We start from the raw sequence: 23,072 nt of genomic DNA, 5'->3' as shown, positions 1-23,072 counted from the left end.
CCGACCATGAACTCCTCGGCCGGACCGACCGGAGCTCGCCTGGTGGCGATCACCGGCGCGAGCGGGCTCATCGGGTCCCGGTTGAGCCAGGTGCTGCGCGATCGCGGCGACCGGGTGCTGCACCTGGTCCGCCGCGACGCGGCACCGGCGGACCGGCTGCCGGTCGGCGTCCGGGAGCTGACCTGGTCACCGGGAGACCGCCTAGACCCCGCGGGTCTGGAGGACGTCGACGGCGTCGTCCACCTCGCGGGGGCCGGGATCGGGGACCAGCGCTGGACGGCCGAGCGCAAGCGCGTCCTGGTGTCCTCCCGGATCGAGGGCACGACGACCCTCGCGCGGGCCCTCGCCGAGGTCGTCGCAGCGGGTGGGCAGGCACCACGTCTCGTCTCCGGCTCTGCGGTTGGCTACTACGGCGACCGCGGCGAGGAGGTGCTCAGCGAGGCCAGCAGCCCGGGCACCGGCTTCCTCGCCCAGCTGTGCCAGGACTGGGAGGCCGCGACGCGGCCCGCCGAGCACGCGGGCGTCTCCGTGGCGCACGTGCGCACCGGAATCGTGCTCTCCCCCGACGGCGGCGCGCTCGGCCGGATGCTGCCGCTGGTGCGCCTCGGGCTGGGCGGACCGCTGGCCGGGGGCGATGCGTGGTGGCCGTGGATCACCCTCGAGGACCATGTCCGGGCCCTGGTCTTCCTCCTGGACCGGCCCGATCTCGACGGCGCGGTCAACCTCGTCGGTCCCGCGCCGGCCACCCAGCAGCAGGTGACCCGCGCCCTGGCCCGGCAGCTCCACCGCCCGGCCGTCGTACCGGCCCCCGGGTGGGCCCTGCGCATCGTGCTGGGCGAGATGTCGCAGGAGATCCTGGCCTCGACGCGGGCCCTGCCCGGTGTCCTGGACGAGGCCGGCTTCTCCTTCACGCACCCGGACCTGGAGCAGGCGGCCCGCTGGGTCGTGAGCCAGCGGCCGGGCTGAGCGGCACCCACTGCTCGACCCGCCACCCCTGGCCGTGGGCGACGAGGACGACCCGCACCTGGTCCGTGGTCTCGGGGCTGGAGTGCACGACCTCCTCGCCGCGCCGGACCTCCAGGGCCAGACGTCGCACCGCGACGTCGACCACCATCCGCTCCTCATCCTGCTCCTTCACCCCGGCTCCGGTCACCTCGAACGTCACGGACGGATAGCGCAGCTCCTGCGCCGATGCCTCGCCGATGAGGGAGCGCTCCTGCGCGTCGGCCTCCGAGCCGGGCGCCGTCACCGCTGCGAGGCCCGCGACGTCCGCCTGCTCCCAGGCCGTGGCCCGCCGGTCCAGCAGCTCCTGCACGACCCGCCCCGCTGCGGCGTCGCGGGCCTGCGCAGGGTCCGTGCCGCCCTGCGGCGAGGGCTCCCGGTGGCCGGTGACGCGGGCTCCCGGGTGGCCGTCGGCGCGACCGGCTGACCCAGGTCGTCGCCGGCGTCCGGCGTGGGCGCGGGTCCCGCGTCGCTGACGGGGCCTGACGACGTGCCCGCGGGCGCCCACGTGTCCCGCCATCCGGGCCAGAGCAGCGCCACGCACAGGCCGAGGAGCACCACGACCAGGACGGCACCGACCCAGGGCCGGGGTGCGCCCGCCCGACCAGCCTCCGGTGCCGCACCGGCACGGTGCGCGCCGCGCCCACGGCGATCCCGCTCCGGCCCGGCCGGGCCGACCCCTCGGGCTGCGGCGGCATCGCGGGCGTCGCGCCGCCGCGGCCGGGGCCACCAACGCCGGCCGCGGTCGGACGGCTCGTCGTGGGCGTCGGCCAGCGCCACCTGGCGCAGACGCTGGGTCAGGCCGAAGGCGGCGTCGGCCTCGGGCGCGACCTCCACCGGCTCCGGCTCGGCCAGGTCGAGCAGGACGGGACCCAGGTCGTCCGCGGCCGGCCGGTCCTCGGGCTGCGGCGACATGCAGGCCGCGACGAGACCGACCAGGGCCACCGGCAGCTCCGGCGCCACCTCGGCCAACGGGGGTCGGTCGAAGCCCGGCCCCGGCGGCTCACCCACGAGGCACCACCACGCCACCGCGCCGAGCTGGTAGACGTCGGACTCCGCGGTGGCGGCGAACCCCTCGAGCACCTCGGGGGAGACCATGCCGTCCTGGCCACCCGTCCCCCACCCCCGCAGCCCCTGCTCCCCCGCCACCCGGGCGGTGCCGAGGTCGCCGAGCAACGGCATACCGTCGCTGCGGAAGAGGATGTTGCCGGGCGAGAGGTCACCGTGCACCACCCCCGAGCGGTGCAGGTCGCCGAGCGCTGAGGAGATCGGGTGCAGCACGGTGACCAGCTCACCGGGTGAGAGGAGACGGCGCCGGTGCAGGACCTGGGCGAGCGATCCGCCCGCTGCCAGCTGGGTGACGATCGCCACCGTCGGATCCTGCGGGTCACCGAGCGGGAGCACGTCGTAGAGGTGCAGGACGTGCTCGTGGCGCAGGCCGGCGAGCAGCCCGGCCTCCGCCAGGACCGCGGTGAGGGCCGCGGAGTCACCCGCGCCCGGGCGCACCAGCTTGACCGCGACCGGCAGCCCGTCGGTGCGCCGACGTGCCCGCCAGACCTGCCCGCTCCCCCCGGCACCCAGAGGGTTGAGGAGGTCGTATCCCGGAATGGTCGGGGTGCTCATACCGCCCAGCCTGCCCGTTGGGCGGTGACGCCCGCAGGAGTTGTCCACAGGCCCGCTCCGGCCACGGACTACAGTGCCGGTATGCGTTTCGAGCACCTCGGCCTGGCCCCTGACCTCGTGGACTACGAGCAGGCGTGGGCGCACCAGCGGGAGGTCCACGCCCGGGTCGTCGGCGGCGAGCTCCCCGACACGGTGCTGCTCCTGGAGCACGCCGCGGTCTACACGGCGGGCAAACGCACCGAGGCGCACGAGCGGCCGCTGGACGGCACCCCCGTCGTCGACGTCGACCGCGGCGGCAAGATCACCTGGCACGGTCCGGGACAGCTGGTCGGCTACCCCATCGTGCGCCTGCCCTCCCCCGTCGACGTCGTGGCCCACGTGCGTCGGCTCGAGGACATGATGATCGGGGTCTGCGCCGATCTCGGCGTCGAGGCGACCCGGGTCGAGGGCCGGTCCGGGGTGTGGCTCCCGGCGGGCGAGGTGGCTCCCGAGCGCAAGATCGGGGCAATCGGCATCCGGGTGAGCCAGGACGTGACGATGCACGGCTTCGCCCTCAACTGCGACTGCGACCTGGGCTGGGCGGACACGATCATCCCCTGCGGGATCGCCGACGCCGGGGTCACCTCGCTGAGCGCCGAGCTGGGCCGGCGGGTGGGCGTGGCGGAGGTCCTCCCGCTCGCCGAGCGCCACCTGGACCGCGTCCTGGCCCCGCTCGCCGGGACCGGCGCCACCGCCGCGGGCACCTCCTCCTCCTGATCGACCTCCCGCGACTTCGGGACACGCTGCAACACTCGCGGCTTTCGCGACACAGCCACGGTTAACTGGCCCCTGAGGGCACGGCCGGGGCGCTGCTGCCCATCCGACGGAGGAGAGCACGTGAGCGTGGCGCACCTGGCCGACGAGGGGCCGGCCCTGACCATCCGGGGACTCCGGAAGACCTACCGCACCATGCGCGGGAGGCGGGTCGCCGTGCACGGTCTGGACATGGACGTCCCGACCGGCGGGGTCCACGGGTTCCTCGGCCCCAACGGCTCGGGCAAGACGACGACGATCCGGATGCTGCTCGGCCTGGTCCGCCCGGACTCCGGCGACATGCGCATCTTCGGCACCTCGGTGCCCCAGCACCTGCCACAGGTCGTGGACCGGGTCGGGGCCATCGTGGAGTCCCCGAAGTTCTTCCCAGGCTTCTCCGGCACCCGCAACCTCACCCTGCTGGCCCAGGCCATCGGCACGCCGGTCACGCGGGTGGGCGAGGTGCTGGAGGAGGTCGGACTCGGGCTGCGCGGGGACGACACCTTCAAGTCCTACTCGCTCGGGATGAAGCAGCGGCTGGCGATCGCCGCCACGCTGCTGAAGTCGCCGGACCTGCTCATCTTCGACGAGCCCACCAACGGGCTGGACCCGGCCGGCATCCACGAGATCCGCACGACGATGCGCCGGCTGGCCGACGAGGGCCGGACCGTGCTCGTGAGCAGCCACATCCTCTCCGAGGTCGAGCAGATCGCCGACACGGTCTCCATCATCGGCCGCGGTCGGGTCCTGGCCCAGGGGTCGGTCGCCGGGCTCATCGGGGCCGGGGGTGAGACGGTCGAGGTCGGGGTCAGGCACCCCGGGGCCGCCGTGCGGGTGCTGCGGGAGGCCGGCTTCTCCGCCGACTGGCTCGCCCGGCCCCGCGGCCAGGACGCCGCCGACGGGCTCCGCTCCCCCGACGACGAGGAGGTCGCCGGCCTGCTGACGGTCACCGGGGCCCACCCCGCCGAGATCACCCGCCTCCTGGCGGGCCAGGGGCTGTGGGTCGAACGGCTCGTGCCGAGCCGCCGGGGGCTGGAGCAGATCTTCCTCGAGCTCACCGGTGAGGACCGACACACCCCCTCCGCGCCGGCGGAGGACGTCGCATGATCCGGCTCGTCGCCGTCGAGCTCCAGCGGCTGCGCTCGCGTCGCATCCTGGTGCTGGCGATGCTGGCCAGCACGCTCATCGCCGGGATCGCGCTCTTCACCGTCGACCAGCAGGCGGCGCGGATCCAGCGCGCGATGAGCGGCGCCGACGAGATGCTCCAGCAGCAGATCGACTACTGGGAGGAGAACGGTGAGCGGGACCGCGCGGACTGCGAGCAGCAGCAGGAGGCCGAGCGGCGCGCCAGCGGGGACGGCTCCATCGACTTCGCGTGTGACCAGATGGGCCCCCCGACGGCGGAACAGATGTACGGCTCCATGCCGTCGCTGGCCGGACAGTACGACGAGCTCCTGCTCGTCATGGCCTTCCCGCTGCTCCTGCTCGCGCTCGCGGTCGGCTCCACCCTGGTCGCCGCCGAGTTCACCCACCGGACCATGGGCTCGTGGCTGACCTTCGTGCCGCGGCGAGGGATGGTCTTCACCTCCAAGGTCCTCGCGGCCGCCCTCGCGGCGCTGCCGATCGTCGCCATCGGGCTCGCGCTCGTGCTGCTCGGCGTCCCCGCGATCTTCCGCTGGCGCGGGGTGGACGGCGGTGGGACCCAGGCCGAGTGGGTGGCCCTGGCCTGGACCTGCGTGCGCATCCTCGGGCTCGCCACGGCGGCGGGCGTCTTCGGCGCGGCGGCCGGCTTCCTCGTCCGTCACAGCGCGGTGGTCGTGGGCGTCATGCTGGGCTACCTCGTCGCCGTCGAGGGCATCGTCGGCGGCCTTCTCCCGTGGCTGTCGCGCTACCTCATCGGGCGCAACGTCTCCGCCGTCGTGGAGTACGGCACGTCGTGGACGACCTACACGAACTGCGAACAGATGAACGGGTGCCGCGAGCTGATCCAGACCCTGAGCTTCACCCAGGCCAGCATCACCCTGACCGTCATCGTGCTCCTGGTGACGGCGCTCGGGCTGGTGCGCTTCCTGCGCTCGGACATCGACTGAGCCGGCCGTAGACGTGGCGGAGACGCTCGGCCGCCGCTGCGCTGTCGAAGCGACCGGCGATCCGAGCTGATCGCTCCTGCCAGGCCGTGAGGGCCGACGGGTCATCCCGCAGCAGGACGAGGGCGCCGCCGAAGCTGTCGTCCTCGCAGCGCAGCACGTCATCGCCGAAGGTGTCGTCAAACTCCGGCAGATCCCGGGTCAGCACCGGCAACCCGACCCCGGCGGCTTCGAGCACGCACATGGGGTGGTTCTCCTGGTCCGCCGGCAGGCAGAACACATCGGCGGCCTGGAGGTAGCGCCGGACGTGGGGGTGCGGCACCACACCCGGCAGGAGCAGGTTGTCCGGGGCGCTCTCCAGGAGGCGGCGCATGGCCCCGTGCTCGGCCGCCAGGTGGGTGAACGGCATACCTCCCACCCAGATGAACATCATGTCCGGGTGCGCACGCGCCAGCCGCACGAAGACGTCGATCCTCTTGCGTGGTTGCACCTGGCCCACCCCCACCACCACGAAGGCGTCGTCGTCGAGGCACAGGGCCCGCCGCGCCGACGTGCGCGCCTGCTGGTCCGTGGCGTAGGCCGCCATGTCGATGGTGTTGTGCAGGACCTCGATCCGGTCCCGGGGCACCCCGAGCTCGTCGTGCACCACCTGGGCCACCGTCGCCGAGACCGCCAGGACCGCATCGGCACGGGTGTAGAACCACCGCAGGTAGCTCCTCGCGAGGGGCCGCCAGAGCCTCGCGAGTCGGATCGAGCCGATGAGCGAGTCGGGGATCACGTGGGCGGAGACGACCGTCCGTGCCCGGCGGTCCAGCAGCTTGGGCCACACCCCGGGGCCCACGGTATGCAGGTGGTAGACATCGCAGTCCACCCTGCGGTGGTAGCACCCGCGCACCACCTGCACGTCGGGACGCCGCTCCAGCGCGGTGGCCAGCTCGACGTAGGCGGTGTGCACGCCGTGCCCTTGGACCGAGATGTCGCTCTCGCTGGCCATGTTGACGACCAGCGGCCGCGTCATCGGCTCCCCGCTCATGACGCCAGCCAGGGGATGAGGCGCTCCAGCACGCTGAGCACGCCGAAGCTGTAGACGATCAGCGCCCAGGGTTTCAGCAGCAGGATGATGAGGATGAAGGTCCGCAGCCGCATGCGGGACAGCCCGGCGAGGGAGCAGAGCAGGTCGTCCGGGGCGACCGGCAACGCGATGGCGATGGCGAACCACCGGGTGGCGTGCCGGTGATCGAGCCACCGCAGGGAGCGCTCGACCGGCTCCGGGCGGAAGCGTGCGGCGAGCAGACCGGGGCCGAGGTGTCGGGACAGCACGAACACCGCGGTCGAGCCGAGACAGGTCGCGGCGTAGGCCGCCAGGGTCCCGACCACCGGCCCGAAGAGCAGCGGCCCAGCCAGGATGGTGGCCGACCCCGGGACCACCGGGAAGAGCGGCTCGGCGGCCCCGAGGGCGAGATAAGCCAGCAGGGCCCACGGTCCCAGGCCGGCCAGGACGTCCTGCAGGTGCCCCACCGAGATCAGGACGCCCGACTGCACGCCCCACAGGGCGAGCGCGGCCACCGCGACCCAGCTCGCGAGGACGATGCGGCGCACCCGGTCCAGCACAGGACCTCCCGTCGGTTCCGGCGTGGGGTCGGTCCGGGTCGGGGCGTGCCCGGTGAGGGTCGGCGACAGGCTCATGCCGCGCATCTCCCGCTCGCGCGGCTGCCGCTGGCCCGGTCGTAGCTGGCGCAGACAGCCTCCACGAAGGCAGCCCGTCCGTAGCCGGCAGCGGTGCGGGTAGCCCCCTGGGACCACTGCCGCCGCAGCGACGGGTCGCTCAACAACGACGACAACGTACGGGTGAACTCCTCGGGCTCGCGGTAGCGGCGCCCGTTGTGGCCGTCCTGCACCACGCCGTCGAGCGACGCGTCGTCCCGGCCCAGCACCGGGACGCCGCTCGCCAGCGCCTCCAGGAAGGTCAGCCCCTGGGTCTCGCTGCGCGAGGCCGAGACGAAGACATCGGCCAGCCGGTAGTAGTCAGGCACCTGAGCCGGGTCGACGGCGCCGGCGAAGCGGACCCGATCCGTCAGCCCGAGGACTGCGGCCCGCCGCCGCAGGGCGCCCGCCTCCGGGCCGTCCCCGGCCACCACCAGCTGCCAGGACTGTCCTCGCATGAGGGCGAGCAGGTCGAGGGTCTCCGTGATGTTCTTCTCCGCAGCCAGCCGCCCGAGGCTGAGGACCACCGGGACACCGGGGGTCAGGCGCAGCCGTGCCCGCAGCGCCTCCGACGGTGGGCCCGGGGTGAAGCGGGTCAGGTCGACGCCGGTCGGGACGACCTCGATGGGGGTGCGGACGCCATACCCCTGGAGCAGCCGTTCGATCTTGGTGCTGGGTGCGATCACCGTGCTCGTCCGGTTGAGCGTCTTGCGGGTGAAGCCGTGGCACAGCGATCGGGCGATGCCCTCGTGCGGGAAGAAGTAGTGGCTGTAGTCGGCGTAGAGCGTGTGGTAGGTGTGCACGTGCGGCACCCGGAGCTGATGGGCCAGCCGCCGGGCCCACCAGAAGGCCACGAACTCGGTGTGCGAGTGGAGCACGTCCGGCCTCCAGGCGAGGAGTCCGGCGAAGGTCGGTCCGTCCACGGGCCGGCCGAGCCTCGCATGCGGGTAGATGTGGCCGGCGTCCAACGACGGGAGACGGTAGACGGTCCCGTCGAAGGTGGTTCGCCGGTCCGGGCCGACGGTGAGGACGCGGACGTCGTGGCCGGCCTCGACCAGGCCATGACGCAGCTCGTCGATCGAGGTGACGACGCCGTTGACGGTCGGCCGGTAGCAGTCGCTGAGCAGCAGCACCCGTCGGGGCCTGCCGGGCGGAGCACACGCGCCCGTGACACCTCTGTCGACGTCCATGTCCGCAGCATGGCCGCGAGCGAGCGCTACTGTCGTCATCCGGGGGGCTACGGCGGCTACGACCGAGGACGGAGAGACCTCGTCGGCGCCTCCGTCGGCGGTAGGGGTCGGGGCTGCGGCGAGCGGCATGTGTCCAGTGTCGAGCCGTGGCCGCGGCACCGACAGGGTGCGAACAGCCCGGAGCGCGGGGGGATAGCCCCCGGACACCGCCGACCGAAGGGTCCGGGCATACCCTGAAGGGGTGCACGCGTTGTCATCCCTGACAGCGAACCGATCAAGAGGGAGCACCCGTGACCGTCGCACCGGAGGGCCGCCGACTGCTGCGTGTCGAGGCACGCAACGCCGAGACGCCGATCGAGCGCAAGCCCTCCTGGATCCGGACCACCGCCAAGATGGGGCCGGAGTACCAGGAGCTGCACTCGATGGTCAAGAGCGGTGGCCTGCACACCGTCTGTCAGGAGGCGGGCTGTCCCAACATCTTCGAGTGCTGGGAGGACCGCGAGGCGACCTTCCTCATCGGCGGTGACATCTGCACCCGCCGCTGCGACTTCTGCGACATCGCCACCGGGCGACCCAACCCGCTGGACCTCGAGGAGCCACGCAAGGTCGCCGAGTCGATCCGCACCATGGAGCTGCGGTACGCCACCATCACCGGTGTCGCACGCGATGACCAGAAGGACGGCGCGGCCTGGTTGTATGCCGAGGTCATCCGCAAGGTGCACGAGCTCAACCCCCACACCGGCGTCGAGATCCTGCCCCCCGACTTCGGCGCCGTCCCCGAGCTCGTCCAGCAGGTCTTCGACGCGCGCCCGGAGGTCTTCGCGCACAACCTCGAGACCGTGCCGCGGATCTTCAAGAAGATCCGGCCGGCGTTCACCTACGACAAGTCGCTGCGCGTGCTGTCGATGGCGCGCGACAACGAGCTGGTGACCAAGTCCAACCTCATCCTCGGCATGGGCGAGACCGAGGAGGAGATCGACCAGGCGATGCAGGACCTGCACGACGCCGGCTGCGACATCCTCACCATCACGCAGTACCTCCGCCCCTCCAAGCTGCACCACCCGATCGAGCGGTGGGTCAAGCCGCAGGAGTTCGTGCACTGGTCGGACCGGGCCGAGGAGATCGGCTTCAAGGGGGTCATGGCCGGGCCGCTCGTCCGCAGCTCCTACCGCGCCGGCAAGCTCTACGCCCAGGCCATGCGCCGCTGGGGCCGGGACGTGCCCGAGCACCTGTCGCACCTGGCCCAGCAGGCCGAGGCGGACGTCCCCGCCCGCCAGGAAGCCGCCTCGCTCGTGGCCGCAGAGGAGCGTCGGGAACTCTCCCGCGCCCACGTATCCTGATCCCTATGTCCACCACGACCGAGCCCGAGCCGAAGAAGCGACGTTTCGGGCGGAAGCGCAAGCCCAAGGACCCCAACAACCCGGGCCGGATCGCCCAGGTGCGCCAGGTGTTCGCGATGACCCGCAAGGCGGACCCGTCGGCGATCTGGTGGATGCTGCTGGCCGGGCTGGCCGTCCTGGTCGTGTCGCTGCTGGTGGGCCTGTGGCTCGACCAGGTGGTCTACCTCATGATCCTCGGCGTGCCGCTGGCGATCCTGGCCGCGGTGATCGTGCTCGGCCGCAAGGCGGAGCGGGCGGCGTTCACCCAGATCGAGGGGCAGCCGGGGGCGTCCGCCGCGATCCTGCAGCAGCTGCGTCGCGGCTGGTTCTACGACCAGGAGCCGGTCGCCGCCGAGGCGGGTGGGCAGGTGCGAGGTATGCGCGACCTGCACAACGCGGCGATGGTCTTCCGCGCGGTCGGTCGCCCAGGGGTGGTGCTCATCTCCGAGGGTCCGCGTGGGTCCGCCCAGCGCCTGGCCAAGGCCGAGGAGCGCAAGGTCTCCCGCGTCGTGGGCGGCGAGGTGCCGGTGCACACGATCAACGTGGGCACAGGTGAGGGGCAGACGCCGCTGCGTGAGGTCGTCAAGACCATCAAGAAGCTGCCCAAGCAGCTGAGCAACGACGAGGCTCTCGTGGTGCAGCAGCGGATGAAGGCGCTCGGGAGCCGCAACAAGCCGGCGATCCCTGCGGGCATGGACCCGACACGGCCGCCGCGGGCCAGCCGCCGCGCCCTGCGCGGCCGCTGACGCACGAGCGCACGGGCCCCACCGGCACGCAGTGCCGCCCGCACCGGGCGCGAGCAGGAAGCGGCCAGGAAAGAACGGCCGCTGACGTCACCGGCATACCGCGGGTGCGTAACACGGGCGTAACACCCGAGTGACCCAGCGGAAACCACCTGCACGTAGGTTAGGCATACCGGACCCGAAACCCCGAGTCAGCGCCTGGTCCGCGACAGGAGGAACTCCATGTTCAACAATGCCGATGAGGTTCTCGCCTATATCAAGGACGAGGACGTCAAGTTCATCGACATCAGGTTCTGCGACCTGCCTGGTGTCATGCAGCACTTCAACGTGCCTGCCCAGACCTTCGACGAGGACGCGTTCAACACCGGCCAGATGTTCGACGGCTCCTCGATCCGTGGCTTCAAGTCGATCCACGAGTCGGACATGAAGCTCATCCCGGACCCGCAGACGGCCTACCTCGACCCCTTCCGGGTCGAGAAGACGCTCATCATGAACTTCTCGATCGTCGACCCGTTCACCGACGAGCCGTACGAGCGTGACCCGCGCCAGATCGCGCGCAAGGCCGAGGAGTACCTCCGCTCGACCGGGATCGCGGACACCGCATACTTCGGGGCCGAGGCCGAGTTCTACGTCTTCGACGACGTGCGCTTCTCGACCGGGCCCAGCGGCGGTTACTACCACATCGACTCCGTCGAGGCCGCGTGGAACTCCGGTCGCGCCGAGGAGGGTGGCAACCGCGGCTACAAGACGCGCTTCAAGGGTGGCTACTTCCCGGTGCCGCCGGTCGACCACTTCGCCGACATCCGCGACCGGATGGTCCTGGACCTCGCGACCGTGGGCCTCGACGTCGAGCGTGCGCACCACGAGGTCGGCACCGCTGGCCAGCAGGAGATCAACTACAAGTTCAACACCCTGCTGCACTCCGGCGACGACATGATGAAGTTCAAGTACGTCATCAAGAACGCCGCCTGGGCCGCCGGCAAGACCGCGACCTTCATGCCGAAGCCGCTCTTCGGTGACAATGGCTCGGGGATGCACACGCACCAGAGCCTGTGGAAGAACGGCGAGCCGCTGTTCTACGACGAGAACGGCTACGGCGGCCTGTCCGACATCGCCCGCTGGTACATCGGTGGTCTGCTGTCGCACGGCCCGGCCCTGCTGGCCTTCACCAACCCCTCGCTGAACTCTTACCACCGTCTGGTGCCGGGCTTCGAGGCCCCGATCAACCTGGTCTACTCGGCGCGCAACCGCTCCGCGTGCGTCCGCATCCCGATCACCGGCAGCTCGGCGAAGGCGAAGCGCGTGGAGTACCGCGTACCCGACCCCTCGGCCAACCCCTACCTCGCCTTCTCGGCCCAGCTCATGGCCGGCCTGGACGGGATCAAGAACCGCATCGAGCCGCCGGAGCCGGTGGACAAGGACCTCTACGAGCTGCCGCCGGAGGAGCTGGCCGACATCGCCCAGCTGCCGACCTCGCTCCCGGAGGTGCTCGACGCGCTCGAGGACGACCACGCCTTCCTCACCGAGGGCGACGTCTTCACCGAGGACCTGCTCGGCGCCTGGGTCGACTACAAGCGGGCCAACGAGATCACGCCGATGCGGCTGCGCCCGCACCCGCACGAGTTCGAGCTCTACTTCGACATCTGAGTCGACGCGCATCGACGGAGGGCAGGCAGCGATCAGGCTGCCTGCCCTCCGTCGTGCGTCCGCAGGCAGGGAGGGGCGGTCGCGCTCGTCGGCCCGCCCGTCACACGAGCACCGTGGTGCCAGCTTGTCGGGATGTGCCTCATCTATGACACCGCGCACAGCCTGATGTCCTGGCAGTCAGGGGCGCTTGGGACGTCTGTGATCGCGAGGCAGACGCGGGGCCTGGAGTCGGGGGATGCTCGCGGCCGTAGCGGGGCGCAGCGGGATCATCGGCCCGGCCGCCAGCCTGCAGAGGGCCGCTCGGTGCTCAGACGAAGAGCAGCCAGGCTGCTGCCTGCAGGAGCAGGACGGCGATCATCGCCACCACGGACGGGCCCGGCGGCCCGTGGCCGAGCCGTCTGACGCCGAGCGCCGACAGGGGCGCGGCGAGCAGGCCCGCCAGCGCGACCGGCCACGGGTGGACGACGAGGCTCAGGGCGTATGCCGTGACCACGGTCAGCAGCCCGAGCCGCCGGATCGCCGTGGGCGACAGTCGTGAGGCCAAGGTGTGCTTGCCCACGGCGCGGTCTGCCTCACGGTCCGCCCACTGGGTCTCGAGCAGGTTGACGAACGTCAGCAGGGTGAAGGGCAGGAAGGCCAGCGCAGCAGGCACGAACCCCGCCCCGGCGGCCACGGCACCGGTGGCCGGCAGGAGCAGGCCTCCGAGCAGCGCGTTGGCCACCTCTCCCCAGCCGTGCCGCGACCAGGGCCAGGGACCCACCGAGTAGGTCCAGCCACCGATCAGACCCACCGCAACCATCAGCGTCACCACGCCGCTGACGGCGCCGCTCACCAGGCCGAGGATCATGAGGGCAGCGGCCACCAGGCCCGCCGCGACGGCGACGCGCAGCGCGAAGGACGCGGGCAGCCCGTGCGCCAGCAGCGCGCCGCTCCCGCCGGAGAAGCGCGTGCGCTGCGTGCGGGCATCGGTCTCGACGTCGGCATACTCGTTGACGGCGTGCACGCTGGCCGCGACCGCAGCGATGGCCAGCACGGTGAGGACCACGCCGGTCGGTGGCAGCGGACCGCCGCTGTTGACGGTGTCCACCCTCCCCATGACCCAGCCGACGGCGAGGACGACGAGGATGAGCAGCACGTGGTCGGGTCGGGTCAGCCGGGCGGCTGCCCCCGCGCGCGACGGTCCGACAGAGGGGACCGGGCGGCCTATCGCCACGTGCCGACGCAGACCCGGACGTGACCGCCGCGCCTGCTCCAGGAGCGGACCCCGCCCAGCTCTGGCTCGACGACAGTCCAGGGGTGGGCGTCGATGTCGGAACCGCCGAGCCAGCAGGCCAGCCTCGCCAGCGGCGAGGCCCAGGCCGCGCGCCCTGACGGCCGCGCCATATCGACCACGGCGACGCGGGCGCCCGGGCGGAGCACGGTCGTGATCGAGCGCCACGCCTGATGCGGATCAGGAGTGAGCGACAGCGTGTAGGTGAGGATCACCGCGTCGAACAGGTGCCCGTCGGCGGCGTCCTGCACGGCCGCACGATCGGCCATGTCGCCCTGACGAGGCGCAGCTGCCCGGACCGCGGCGAGGGGGTTCGCCTGCGGGCGGCCTGCTCCAGCATGGCGGGGCTGAGGTCCAGGCCCACGACCTGGCCCGTGCCCCGACGCCTCGCAGGAGGGTGGGAAGATTGAGCCCCGTCCCGCAGCCGGCGTCGAGCACCCGCTGCCCGTGCCGTAGCTGCAGGGCCGGGATGGCCAGGCGTCGACCCACGGCGTAGACAGGCTCACCGGAGAGCAGGTCGTAGGTGCGGGCGGTGAGGCTGCCGTAGCGGTCCACCCTCACGTCCGCCGGCCGACAGGGCGGGAACCACCGACGGGAGCACGCTCGCGGTCGGCGACGGGCCCTTCGCCACCGCGGCCGTCCTGGCCGCCGCGGTCGCCGTGGCCGTCATGGGCGCCGTGGTCACCGCGGCCGTCATGGGCGCCGTGGCCGCCGTGGTCGCCACGGACCGCGTCCGCGTCGCGAGGGTCGCCGCGGTCGTCGTGGTCGTCGCGGGGGTCACCGGCCTCGCAGAGGCTGATGAACGCACCAAGCTGCAGGACACCCTCCGGGCTCGACGGCAGATGGGCGGTAAGGGCCGCGGAACGGATGAGGATCGCCTTCCACTGGGCACGCGAGAGCGCGACGTTGAGGCGGTTGCGGCTGAGCAGGAAGCGCATGCCGCGGGGGACGTCCGCCGCCGACGACGCGGTCATCGACAGGATCGCGACCACCGCCTCCTGACCCTGGAAGGCATCGACGGTCCCGACCCGCACACCGGGCAGACCCGCAGCGGCGAGGTGGGCTCGGATCATCGCGACCTGGGCGTTGTAGGGCGCCACCACGAGCACGTCGGTCTGTCCCAGCGGCCGCGGCCCGGCCGAGTCGTCGGGGTCGGTCCAGGTCGCGCCGAGGTGCGCCCGCACCTGCCGCACCACCTCCTGGGCCTCCTCCTCCGACTCCGTTCGGTGGCCGTGGTGCTCCAGCTGCACGACCTTCAGCCCGGGCTCGACCCCGTCGAGCACCCGCCGCCCGGGAGGGTCTGCGGACCCGAGCTGACCGGCATACGCCAGCGCCGACACCGGTGCAGTCACCGCAGGGTGCATGCGATAGCTGTGCTCCAGGAAGTAGCCCCGCTCCGGCGGCAGGGTCGGCTCCTGCCCCATGAGCCAGCCGAGCGCGGACTCGTCCACGGGCTCGGCGTGCGTGCCCTGGCTCACCTGCGGGAGCTGCTGCGGGTCGCCCAGCAGCAGCAGCCGGCGCGCCGACCTGGACGCGCCGATGGTCGGCGCCAGCGCGAACTGACCGGCCTCGTCGATGACGAGCAGGTCGAGACCGCCGGACTCGGCCAGGTCGCGGTGGGAGAAGGTCCAGGCCGTCCCGCCCAGCACGCACCCGCTCCCCCGGTGCTCCTCGAGGTATGCCGTGCGATGGCCGGGGTCCTTGCCGAGCGGGGTCCAGGAGGGATCGGCCGTGCGGGTCGAGGACTTGCCGACCAGGGAGGGGTCGAGACCGGCGCCCACGACAGCGCCGAGCATGTTCTCGACCACCGCGTGCGACTGTGCCACCACGCCGACCCGCCAGCCGTGGTCCTCGACCAACCTGCGGATGACGCGGGACCCGGTGTAGGTCTTGCCCGTCCCCGGTGGCCCCTGGATCGCGACGTAGGAGTCGTCCATCTCCAGCAGGGCGGCGACAACATCCTCCATCGGGCCCGCGCCGCTCCCGTGCGGGAGCAGACCGCCATCGCGCAGCCGTGGCAGCCGCCGCGCCAGCAGGTCGGTGGCCGCGCCGTGCGACAGCTCCCGGTGCTGCAGGGCCTGCGACGCGACGGCCGCGATCGCCTCCGGGATGGGCTCCGCACGAGGGGGTTCCTTGGGAGCGAGAGCCACCGGCAAGTCGGCGAACACCAGGTCGGGGTGGCAGCTCTCGGTGAGCAGCACGACACGGGGGTCGTCACGGTCCTTCTCGACCCGCTCCACCGGGCCGGCGGCGTAGGGGGCTCCCTCCGGGCCCGCGCTCCTGCCTGGCCCAGGAGCGGGGTAGACGACCTGTGCGTCCTTCGCGGTGCTGCCGGGAGCCCAGTCGCCCACCAGCCGCAGGATGCGCCGATGGTTGCGCCCCTTGCCCACCGGTGGGGACCAGTCCGCCACCACCTCGGCGGACTCGACCGCGAAGACGTCGCGCGTGCGCGCCCAGCTCTCCAGCGGGTGCTGGAGGCGGTCGAAGTGGCCCCACCAGAACTGCTTGGCCTCGCGTCGGTGGTAGCCGATCGCCGTGGCGAGCATCGCCCACGCCTGCTCCTGCTCCGACCGCTGCGCAGGCGGCCCGTCACCAGCACGCGCCAGGAGGGCAGCCTCGAGCTCGCTCTCGTCGGCGGCACTCTCGCGTGACTGCAGGACCAGCGCCCGCGCCACGATGCGGTCACGGACCCCTGCCTCCTCCGCCCGCTCCACCAGCCAGTCGCGCAGCCGCAGCGTCGACAGGCAGTCGTAGCGGTTGTAGTCGGCGAGCTCGTCGAGCCGCCGCGTCGCGAGCCCCGGGTCGACCTCCTCCAGCAGGCGGAACTCGTGGTAGGCCAGGATCGAGGCGTCGCCGCTGCTCACGCCGTCCTCGGAGCGCAGCTCGGAGCCCATGTAGAGCGGCTCGAGCTTCTTGATGCTGTAGGACGACGCCGACACCTGGACCGACCCGCGCACCACGGCGTAGAGGTCGACGAAGACCTCGGCCCGCAGCAGGTCGTCGAGCTCCTCCTCCCGCACCTGGTAGCGCATCGCCATCGCCTTGAGCGCGCTCGTCTCGTATGCGGCGTAGTGGTAGACGTGGAGGTCGGGCCAGCGCTCGCGCCGCGCCGTCAGGTCGTCCACGAAACGCGCGAAGGCCGCCCGCTCGGCAGCGAAGGAGTGGGCCCAGGTCGGCACGTAGGCCCCGGCGGCGTCCATGACGCCCCAGAGGTACTGCAGGCCGGACCGGGCGCGGTCCCCCTCGTCGTAGTGGGGGTCGCCCTCGAAGTCGAAGAACAGATCGCCCTCGCTCGGCGCCGGGAGCAGGGCCAGGGTCTGCCCAGCGGTCTGCGTCAGCCGGTGCGCCAGCCTGCCTCCCGATGCCTGCACCTGGAGCCTGGCCTGCTCGCGCACCCGCTCGAAGGTCGCGACCACCATGCCCTCTGGTGCCTCGTCGGCCCTCGCCAGGTCGGTGACGGTGCTGATCCCCGCGGCCCGGAGCTGGGTACGACGACGGGTGTCCACCCCGGCCACCAGCAGGACGTCCTGCGTCACCTCTGCGGCGGTGAGGCACTCCTCGCAGCGGCCGCAGCGGGCACGGGCGTCATCGGCCCAGCGCGCCTCGCGCCCGTCCTGGAGATGGGACTGAAGGCCCTGCTCGAAGCGGCCGCGGACCTCCCGGAAGACGGAGACGAGGTCGCTCGTCGGCAGGTCGCGGCGCTCCCCGGACCCGAGCAACAGGCTCGCGGTCGACGACACCTGCACGCCCGCCCCGAGGAGCTGGTCGGCGTAGGCGCCGAGCTGGACGAGGGCGAGGGCGGTCTCGGAGCGGGCCAGCTTGGCGTCGCACACCCGCCAACCGTCGTCCGCGCGCTCGAGGATGTCGGCATACCCGAGCATCCGACCGTCGAAGAGGCACGCCTGCGAGATCGCCGTGGGCCCCTCCGCCATCGCCGCGAGGGTGCGCTCCGCGGCGTTCTGCAACGACTCGACCGAGGCCGGCCCCGGCGGCCGGGTCAGCTCCACCAGGCCGCCGCGGTCGCGACAGGCCGTCAGCAGCTCGGCCTCGTGCCGGTCCCCCAACCGGCCGAGCAGGTCACGCATCGGGTCCGGCGTGGGCTCGGGCAGATCCACGCGCCCGAGCAGCCCGTCGACCCTCCGGAGGAAGGCATACTCGCACTCCAGCGACGCGCGCACGTCGGACGGGCTCCAGACCACCCGCTGCGGCCCCATGACGATCATCCGCTCCACCTCTCCGTCGCGCGCCCAGCGTCGCACACGGCACCGACAACCCCGCCGCCCCGGCGCCGGCGGTGGGCCGCCTGCCATCATGTCGGCCATGAACCGCCTGGAACGTTGGGAGTCGCGCACCCAGACCCCGCTGATGGTCGCCGCCCTGGTCTTCCTCATCGCCTTCGCGATCCCGATCGTCGACCCCGGCCTCCCCGTCGGCCTGCGGCGCGCCGCCCTGACCGTCCAGGACGTCGTCTGGGGCGTCTTCGTCGTCGACTACGTCTACCGTCTCGTCGTCGCGCCGAGGAGGTGGGAGTTCATCCGCAGGCATCCCCTCGACCTCGCCGCCGTCGCCCTCCCCGCGCTGCGGCCTCTCCGCCTCGTCGCCGCCCTCACGCTCGTCCACCAGGTCGCCGGGGAGAAGCTGCGCGGGCACGTCGCGATGTATGTCGCGTTCGCGACCCTCCTCGTCGTCACGATCTCCTCCCTCGCCGTGCTCAACGCCGAGCGCGGTCACCCCGAGGCGACGATCGAGACGTGGCAGGAGGCGCTCTGGTGGTCCTTCGTGACGATCACCACGGTCGGCTACGGCGACTACTTCCCGGTGACCGCCGAGGGGCGGCTCTTCGCGGTGGGCCTCATGCTTTGCGGCATCGCGCTGCTCGGCATCGTGACGGCCAGCCTGGCGTCCTGGCTCATCGAGCGGATCGCCGACCCCGACCCCACCCGCCAACCTGCGACCGCGGCCGACGTCGCCGAGCTCACCACCCAGGTGCGCGAGCTGCGGGCCGAGATCGCCGACCTGCGAGCAAGCGGGTCGCGACGGCGTTAGGCTGGGACGGCTGACGGGTCGACTCAGGTGACGGGGAGCTTCGATGGGACTGCTCGACGCTGTCGTGCTCACGCTGCTGCTCCTCGGCCCGCTCGCCTGGCTTCGCGGTCGCACCCCCCTCCCCTCGGGGTGGCACCCGCTGCTGGTGCTCTGCTGCGCGTCGCTGATCGTCCTCGTGAGCGGTCTTCTCGGCGCGTTGTGGCCGGGTGTCCTGGCGGTGTGCGTGCTCAGCCTCGGTATGGCGGTGCTCACCGGGGTCCGCGAGCGCACCGCCCTGCTGGCTCCTCTGCGGGACCCGGTCGTGCTCACGTGGCTCCTCGGCGTCACGGTGCTCGCTGTCCTGCTGCACGGGCAGACTCTGACCCACTACGACAACTTCTCGCACTGGGGCCTGGTCATCGCGGTGATGCTGCAGGACGGCAGGCTCCCGAACGGCGCGGACGCGGTCATCGGCTTCCCCACGTACCCCCTCGGAGCGGCGAGTCTGGGCTACCTCTCCCATCGCGTCCTCGGCGTGGCGGAGAGCTCGTCCATGCTGGCGCAGGCGGTCTTCATCACCAGTTCGGCGCTCCCGGTGGCCTCGGCAGCGGGTCGTCGCCGCGCCGCAGGAGTCGCGCTCCATCTCGTCGCCGCCAGCGCTCTGCTGACGACCATCTCGGGTCCGACCAATCTCCTCGTGGACAGTCTCGTCGCCGCCCTGGCCGGTGCTCTGCTCGCTCTGATCCTGCTCGTCCCCGACGCCGTGCCCCGACACCCGTGGGCCTTCGCCCTGGTCTCCGGTGCCCTGATCATGACCAAGAGCAGCGGCACCTTCTTCGTCGGCGCCGCGACCTTGGTGGCCATCGTCCTGCTCCTGCGGCGTCGTGAGCAGGTCCGTCCTTCGCTGTGGGTCGGCTGGCTCGGCGCCCTGGCTCTGCCATGGCTGCTCTGGTGGTGGTGGGGTCGTCACGTCGAGGACGCCTTCGTCGGGGCCGACGCCAGCAAGCACAGCGGCTCCGCCCAGCAACTGTCGACCACCTACGCCGAGAAGACGCCCCAGGACAGGCAGGAGATCCTCGGCGACCTGCTCACTGCTGCCCTGAGCGACGCCCGGCTCTGGACCATGGTCCTCGTGCTGCTCCTCACCGGCGCAGTCGCCGTCCGCTCAGGGGTTCTCGGGCCGAGGGCCTACCGGCTGCTGCTCACCACCTGCCTGCTCCTCGTGGTGCTCTGGGAGGTGGCCCTGGGTCTGATGTACCTCTGGTCGATGCCCCTGGCGGAGGCCGACAACCTGGCCGGCTTCCAGCGATACCAGGCCACCCTGCATCTGGTCCTGCTCCTGCTGCTGCTCACCCTGGTCGCTACGGTCGTGGCAGGGTTGTCCCGACCGTTCTTCCCCACGGTGCTCGTGGCAGTTCCGGCCGTCGTTGTGGCCCTCACGTTGGCGCAGGTCTCCTCCTTCAGCCCTGCCGCCGGACCCAGCGCCGCAGCCCGCGTCGAGCTCGAGGACACCCTGGCCGGCACGTCGGTGTCCGAGGGCGACGAGGTCTGCCTCCTGCTGTCCGCCCCGGACAACGGCTTCCGGACGTGGATCACCCGCTACCTCCTCCTGCACGACAACGTGCGCAGCGACGTGCTGGAGGACGCCGCAACCGGACTGCCCGGTCGACTCGACGGGTGCGACCTGCTCGTGCTGCTCGACCAGAGGCCCAGCACGGCAGAAGCCATTCGCTCCGACGGCCTGTCCTTCCCGGATGGGGCGCAGGCTCCTGCCATGATCGAACCATGAGCCCGGTGCCCGTGACGGTGGTCATCCCCGCCTACGAGCCGGCACCCGTGCTCGTCGACCTCGTCCGCCGGCTGCTGGAGGCGGGGCTGGCCTCCGTCGTCGTCGTCGATGACGGCTCACCTGCGGAGCACGACCCCACCTTCCGCGCCGTGGCTGGGCTCGGGGGCGTGACGCTCGTGCGTCACCAGCACAACCAGGGCAAGGGACAGGCGCTGCGCACCGGCCTCGCGGAGGTGCTGCGCCGCAGTCCCGACGGTGCCGGCGCGGTCACGGCGGACGCCGACGGACAGCACACCGTGGACGACGTCCTCTCGGTGGCTCGAGCCCTCACCGAGGCGGCGGCCGGTGACCCCAGGGTGCTGGTGCTGGGCGAGCGCGACTTCGACCTGCCGCACATCCCGTGGCGAAGCCGTCTGGGCAACAAGGTGACGACGACCGTGGTGCGCGGGCTCTCCGGGCAGCGCCTCGCCGACACCCAGACCGGTCTGCGTGGTCTCTCCCAGGCGCTGCTGTCCGAGATGCTCGAGGTGCCCGGTGACCGCTTCGACTACGAGATGCGTTCCCTCATGCACCTCGTCACGAGCGACGCACACCTCGTGCACGTGCCGATCACCACCGTCTACGAGGACGGTGAGAACGCCACGACGCACTTCCGGCCGGTGCGCGACTCGATCATCATCTACGCTGCCATCCTCCGTCAGCTGGGCCGCTTCCTCCTCACCTCGGGTAGTGGTTTCCTCGTCGACATCGCTGTGTTCGCCGCCATCATGCACCTTGCCTTCGGAGGAGAGGCGACGACGGGGACGGTGGGGGTCGCTGCGGTCACGGCCCGTGTCTGCTCAGCCCTGGTCAACTACGGTCTCAACCGCATGCTCGTCTTCGCCGACGACTCGCAGGTCCGTCGCTCTCTGGGGCGCTACGCGGCCCTCGCCGCGGGCATCGTCTCCGCCTCCTGGCTGCTCACGGTGACTCTCACACCTGTGCTCGGTCGGCACGTCGTGGCGGTCAAGATCGCGGTGGATCTGGGGCTCTTCGTCCTCAGCTACCTCGCGCAGCGGCGCTGGGTGTTCGCGGGTCCAGCACAGCACGAAGACGGGTCGCGCACTCCTCCGCCTCCCCCTCGGCATACCGGACCCGGGGCCAGAAGAAGCCCCGCAGACCGTCCCCCTTCGTCCGCGGCACCACGTGCACGTGCAGGTGCGGGACCGACTGGCTGACGACGTTGTTCATCGCGACGAAGCTGCCCTGCGCCCCCAGCGCCGTCCGCACCGCGCCCGCCACCTCGCGGGCGGCACCGAACACCGGCACGACGAGGTCGTCGGGCAGGTCGGTGAGCGTGTCGACGTGACGACGGGAGACCAGGAGCACGTGCCCCGGGAAGACCGGGCGGACGTCGAGGAAACCGACGACGTCCTCCCGCTCGAGCACGACGTGGGCGGGCTCCTCACCGGCGACAATGCGGCAGAAGAGGCACGACATGCCGCTCACGCTAGCCGCCCGTGGACCCCAGCACCTCTCGTATGCCCGTCGCCACGCGGACGGCGATGGTGTCCACCTGCTCGTCGGTGACGAGGAGCGGCGGACCCAGCAGCAGCAGGTCCCCGCGGGTGCCGTCGGCGCAGCCGGTGCTGGGGTAGACGAGCACCCCGTGGTCGCGGCACGCCTCGGTGACCCGTTCGGTGACCCGCTCACCGCGCCCGAAGGGCTCGCCGGTGGCCGGGTCGGCCACCAGCTCGACCGCCTGGAGCAGCCCGCGACCCCGAACGTCGCCGATGCCGGCGACGTCGGCCAGCTCACCGCGGAGGGCGTCGTGCAGCCGCTGCCCCTGCCGGGCCGAGGCGTCGACCAGCCCGTCGCGCTGGAGGACGCGGAGCACCGCCAGCCCGGTCGCCGCGCCGACGACGTGGTGGGAGTAGGTGAAACCGTGGACGAAACCCGCACCGGTGAGCACCTCGTGCACCGGGCCGCTGGCGACGGCGAGGCCGAGCGGCCAGTATCCCGAGGCCGTCCCCTTACCCGCGACGAGCAGGTCCGGGCGCAGCCCGAAGTGCTCGCTGCCGAACCACGTGCCGGTGCGACCGAAGCCGGTCATCACCTCGTCCGCGACGACGAGGATGCCGTGGCGACGGCATACCTGCATGATGGCGGGCCAGTAGTCCTCCGGCGGGACGCACGCGCCCAGCCCGGCGCCGGAGATCGGCTCGGCGACGAAGGCCGCGACGCGCGCCGGACCGACCCGCTGGATCGTCTCCTCCAGCACCTGCGCGTGGCGGGCCCCGCAGCCCTCGGGGTGGGTGTCGGGGAAGGCGCAGCGGTACTCGTAGGGCGTGCTCGTGTGCTCGGCACCGGTCAGCCACGGCAGGTAGGGGGCGCGGAGCCCGGTGCGTCCGGACACGCTCAGGGCACCGCGGGAGTTGCCGTGGTAGGACCCCTGCCGGCCGATGACGACGTCACGGTCCTCGCCGCGGGCCAGGTGGTAGGCCCGCACCATCTTCAGCGCGGACTCGACGGCCTCGCTGCCCCCCGAGACGGGGTAGATCCTGGGGTCCAGGACCGGCAGCAGCGGGGCCAGCGCGTCGGCATACTCCTCCAGCACCTCGCTGGAGAAGGCCGACCCGTGGACGTAGGCGACCCGGGAGGCCTGCTCGGCCGCCGCCTGCACGACCTCGGTGACGCCGTGGCCGACCCCGACGACGATCGCGCCACCAGCGGCGTCGAGATAGCGCCGGCCCTCGGCGTCGACGAGCTCGGCTCCCGCACCGTGGTCGATCCGGACCCGGTCGGCCCCGCCGCGGGAGAAGACGTGGCGCGAGCCCATCGA

General features: G+C 72.2%; 19 protein-coding genes and 1 pseudogene. 10 read left to right on the top strand and 10 right to left on the bottom strand.

All coding sequences use genetic code 11. The annotated features are described in order from the left end of the window. Positions 1-6 precede the first annotated feature (6 nt). On the top strand, positions 7-966 hold the full coding sequence (locus FA582_RS05630; RefSeq protein WP_010146452.1) for a TIGR01777 family oxidoreductase: 960 nt from the start codon (positions 7-9) through the stop codon (positions 964-966). Here the strand turns inward: FA582_RS05630 and FA582_RS05625 are convergent. Next, complete coding sequence (locus FA582_RS05625) at positions 908-1,315, bottom strand: hypothetical protein (protein WP_147899762.1); 408 nt, start codon at positions 1,313-1,315, stop codon at positions 908-910. The two genes, FA582_RS05630 and FA582_RS05625, sit on opposite strands and share 59 nt — an antisense overlap. After that, positions 1,246-2,625 carry a serine/threonine-protein kinase gene (locus FA582_RS05620; RefSeq protein WP_147899761.1) on the bottom strand — a complete coding sequence of 460 codons (1,380 nt, stop codon included), beginning with the start codon at positions 2,623-2,625 and terminating at the stop codon, positions 1,246-1,248. Before FA582_RS05620 ends, FA582_RS05625 begins: the two co-directional genes overlap by 70 nt. 81 nt (positions 2,626-2,706) lie before the next feature. On the opposite strand from FA582_RS05620, the gene lipB reads away from it, so the two are divergent. From lipB to FA582_RS05605, 3 genes are all read left to right on the top strand, one after another. Continuing rightward, positions 2,707-3,381 carry a lipoyl(octanoyl) transferase LipB gene (gene lipB, locus FA582_RS05615; protein ID WP_010146450.1) on the top strand — a complete coding sequence of 225 codons (675 nt, stop codon included), beginning with the start codon at positions 2,707-2,709 and terminating at the stop codon, positions 3,379-3,381. 120 nt (positions 3,382-3,501) lie between these two features. Further along, on the top strand, positions 3,502-4,524 hold the full coding sequence (locus FA582_RS05610) for an ABC transporter ATP-binding protein (protein WP_010146449.1): 1,023 nt from the start codon (positions 3,502-3,504) through the stop codon (positions 4,522-4,524). Further along, positions 4,521-5,507, top strand: a complete 987-nt coding sequence (locus FA582_RS05605; protein WP_010146448.1) for an ABC transporter permease subunit — start codon at positions 4,521-4,523, stop codon at positions 5,505-5,507. Before FA582_RS05610 ends, FA582_RS05605 begins: the two co-directional genes overlap by 4 nt. Here FA582_RS05605 and FA582_RS05600 read toward each other — a convergent pair. The 3 genes from FA582_RS05600 to FA582_RS05590 are packed head-to-tail and all read right to left on the bottom strand — an operon-like array spanning position 5,446 to position 8,341. After that, positions 5,446-6,537 carry a glycosyltransferase family 4 protein gene (locus FA582_RS05600; RefSeq protein ID WP_081480458.1) on the bottom strand — a complete coding sequence of 364 codons (1,092 nt, stop codon included), beginning with the start codon at positions 6,535-6,537 and terminating at the stop codon, positions 5,446-5,448. The two genes, FA582_RS05605 and FA582_RS05600, sit on opposite strands and share 62 nt — an antisense overlap. Next, positions 6,534-7,190, bottom strand: coding sequence for a TVP38/TMEM64 family protein (locus FA582_RS05595; RefSeq protein ID WP_141567479.1), 657 nt, complete (start codon positions 7,188-7,190; stop codon positions 6,534-6,536). The genes FA582_RS05600 and FA582_RS05595 overlap by 4 nt, the downstream gene beginning before the upstream one ends. Then, positions 7,187-8,341, bottom strand: coding sequence for a glycosyltransferase (locus FA582_RS05590; RefSeq protein WP_147899760.1), 1,155 nt, complete (start codon positions 8,339-8,341; stop codon positions 7,187-7,189). The genes FA582_RS05595 and FA582_RS05590 overlap by 4 nt, the downstream gene beginning before the upstream one ends. A 347-nt stretch (positions 8,342-8,688) precedes the next feature. Between FA582_RS05590 and lipA the strand changes: the two genes are divergently transcribed. The 3 genes from lipA (at position 8,689) to glnA (ending at position 12,167) form a co-directional block, all read left to right on the top strand. Continuing rightward, positions 8,689-9,738, top strand: coding sequence for a lipoyl synthase (gene lipA / locus FA582_RS05585; RefSeq protein WP_010146443.1), 1,050 nt, complete (start codon positions 8,689-8,691; stop codon positions 9,736-9,738). A 5-nt stretch (positions 9,739-9,743) separates the two neighbouring features. Then, positions 9,744-10,523: a DUF4191 domain-containing protein gene (locus tag FA582_RS05580; protein WP_010146442.1), complete on the top strand. Its 780-nt coding sequence runs from the start codon at positions 9,744-9,746 to the stop codon at positions 10,521-10,523. 219 nt (positions 10,524-10,742) lie between these two features. Next, a complete protein-coding gene (gene glnA, locus FA582_RS05575; RefSeq protein WP_010146441.1) occupies positions 10,743-12,167 on the top strand; it encodes a type I glutamate--ammonia ligase in 1,425 nt (474 codons plus the stop codon). Between the two features lie 307 nt (positions 12,168-12,474). On the opposite strand, the gene FA582_RS05570 is transcribed toward glnA, so the two are convergent. Genes FA582_RS05570 through FA582_RS05560 form a run of 3 tightly spaced genes read right to left on the bottom strand, consistent with a single transcriptional unit; the run spans position 12,475 to position 17,660 of the window. After that, a complete protein-coding gene (locus tag FA582_RS05570; RefSeq protein ID WP_141567477.1) occupies positions 12,475-13,380 on the bottom strand; it encodes a prenyltransferase in 906 nt (301 codons plus the stop codon). Then, complete coding sequence (locus tag FA582_RS17505) at positions 13,371-13,943, bottom strand: class I SAM-dependent methyltransferase (RefSeq protein WP_337459768.1); 573 nt, start codon at positions 13,941-13,943, stop codon at positions 13,371-13,373. Before FA582_RS17505 ends, FA582_RS05570 begins: the two co-directional genes overlap by 10 nt. 51 nt (positions 13,944-13,994) lie before the next feature. Next, on the bottom strand, positions 13,995-17,660 hold the full coding sequence (locus FA582_RS05560; RefSeq protein ID WP_010146438.1) for a TM0106 family RecB-like putative nuclease: 3,666 nt from the start codon (positions 17,658-17,660) through the stop codon (positions 13,995-13,997). A 97-nt stretch (positions 17,661-17,757) separates the two neighbouring features. On the opposite strand from FA582_RS05560, the gene FA582_RS05555 reads away from it, so the two are divergent. The 3 genes and pseudogenes from FA582_RS05555 to FA582_RS16345 form a co-directional block, all read left to right on the top strand. Beyond that, complete coding sequence (locus FA582_RS05555; protein WP_010146437.1) at positions 17,758-18,483, top strand: potassium channel family protein; 726 nt, start codon at positions 17,758-17,760, stop codon at positions 18,481-18,483. A 43-nt stretch (positions 18,484-18,526) separates the two neighbouring features. Further along, on the top strand, positions 18,527-20,251 hold the full coding sequence (locus tag FA582_RS16350) for a hypothetical protein (protein WP_010146436.1): 1,725 nt from the start codon (positions 18,527-18,529) through the stop codon (positions 20,249-20,251). After that, positions 20,248-21,261, top strand: a pseudogene (locus tag FA582_RS16345) (glycosyltransferase); the annotation flags it as partial. The gene FA582_RS16350 and the pseudogene FA582_RS16345, both read left to right, overlap by 4 nt. Before the next feature lie 28 nt (positions 21,262-21,289). Here FA582_RS16345 and FA582_RS17040 read toward each other — a convergent pair. After that, entirely contained in the window at positions 21,290-21,730 is a 441-nt protein-coding gene (locus tag FA582_RS17040) for an HIT family protein (RefSeq protein WP_081480459.1), read from the bottom strand. Between the two features lie 10 nt (positions 21,731-21,740). Further along, positions 21,741-23,069, bottom strand: coding sequence for an aminotransferase family protein (locus tag FA582_RS05535; protein WP_010146432.1), 1,329 nt, complete (start codon positions 23,067-23,069; stop codon positions 21,741-21,743). Positions 23,070-23,072: the final 3 nt, after the last annotated feature.

Origin of the sequence: Serinicoccus profundi, assembly GCF_008001015.1 — a bacterium.
GTDB classification, from domain to species: Bacteria; Actinomycetota; Actinomycetes; order Actinomycetales; family Dermatophilaceae; genus Ornithinicoccus; species Ornithinicoccus profundi.
Note: the sequence above shows the minus strand (reverse complement) of the source record. Positions and strands in the feature narration are given on the sequence as shown.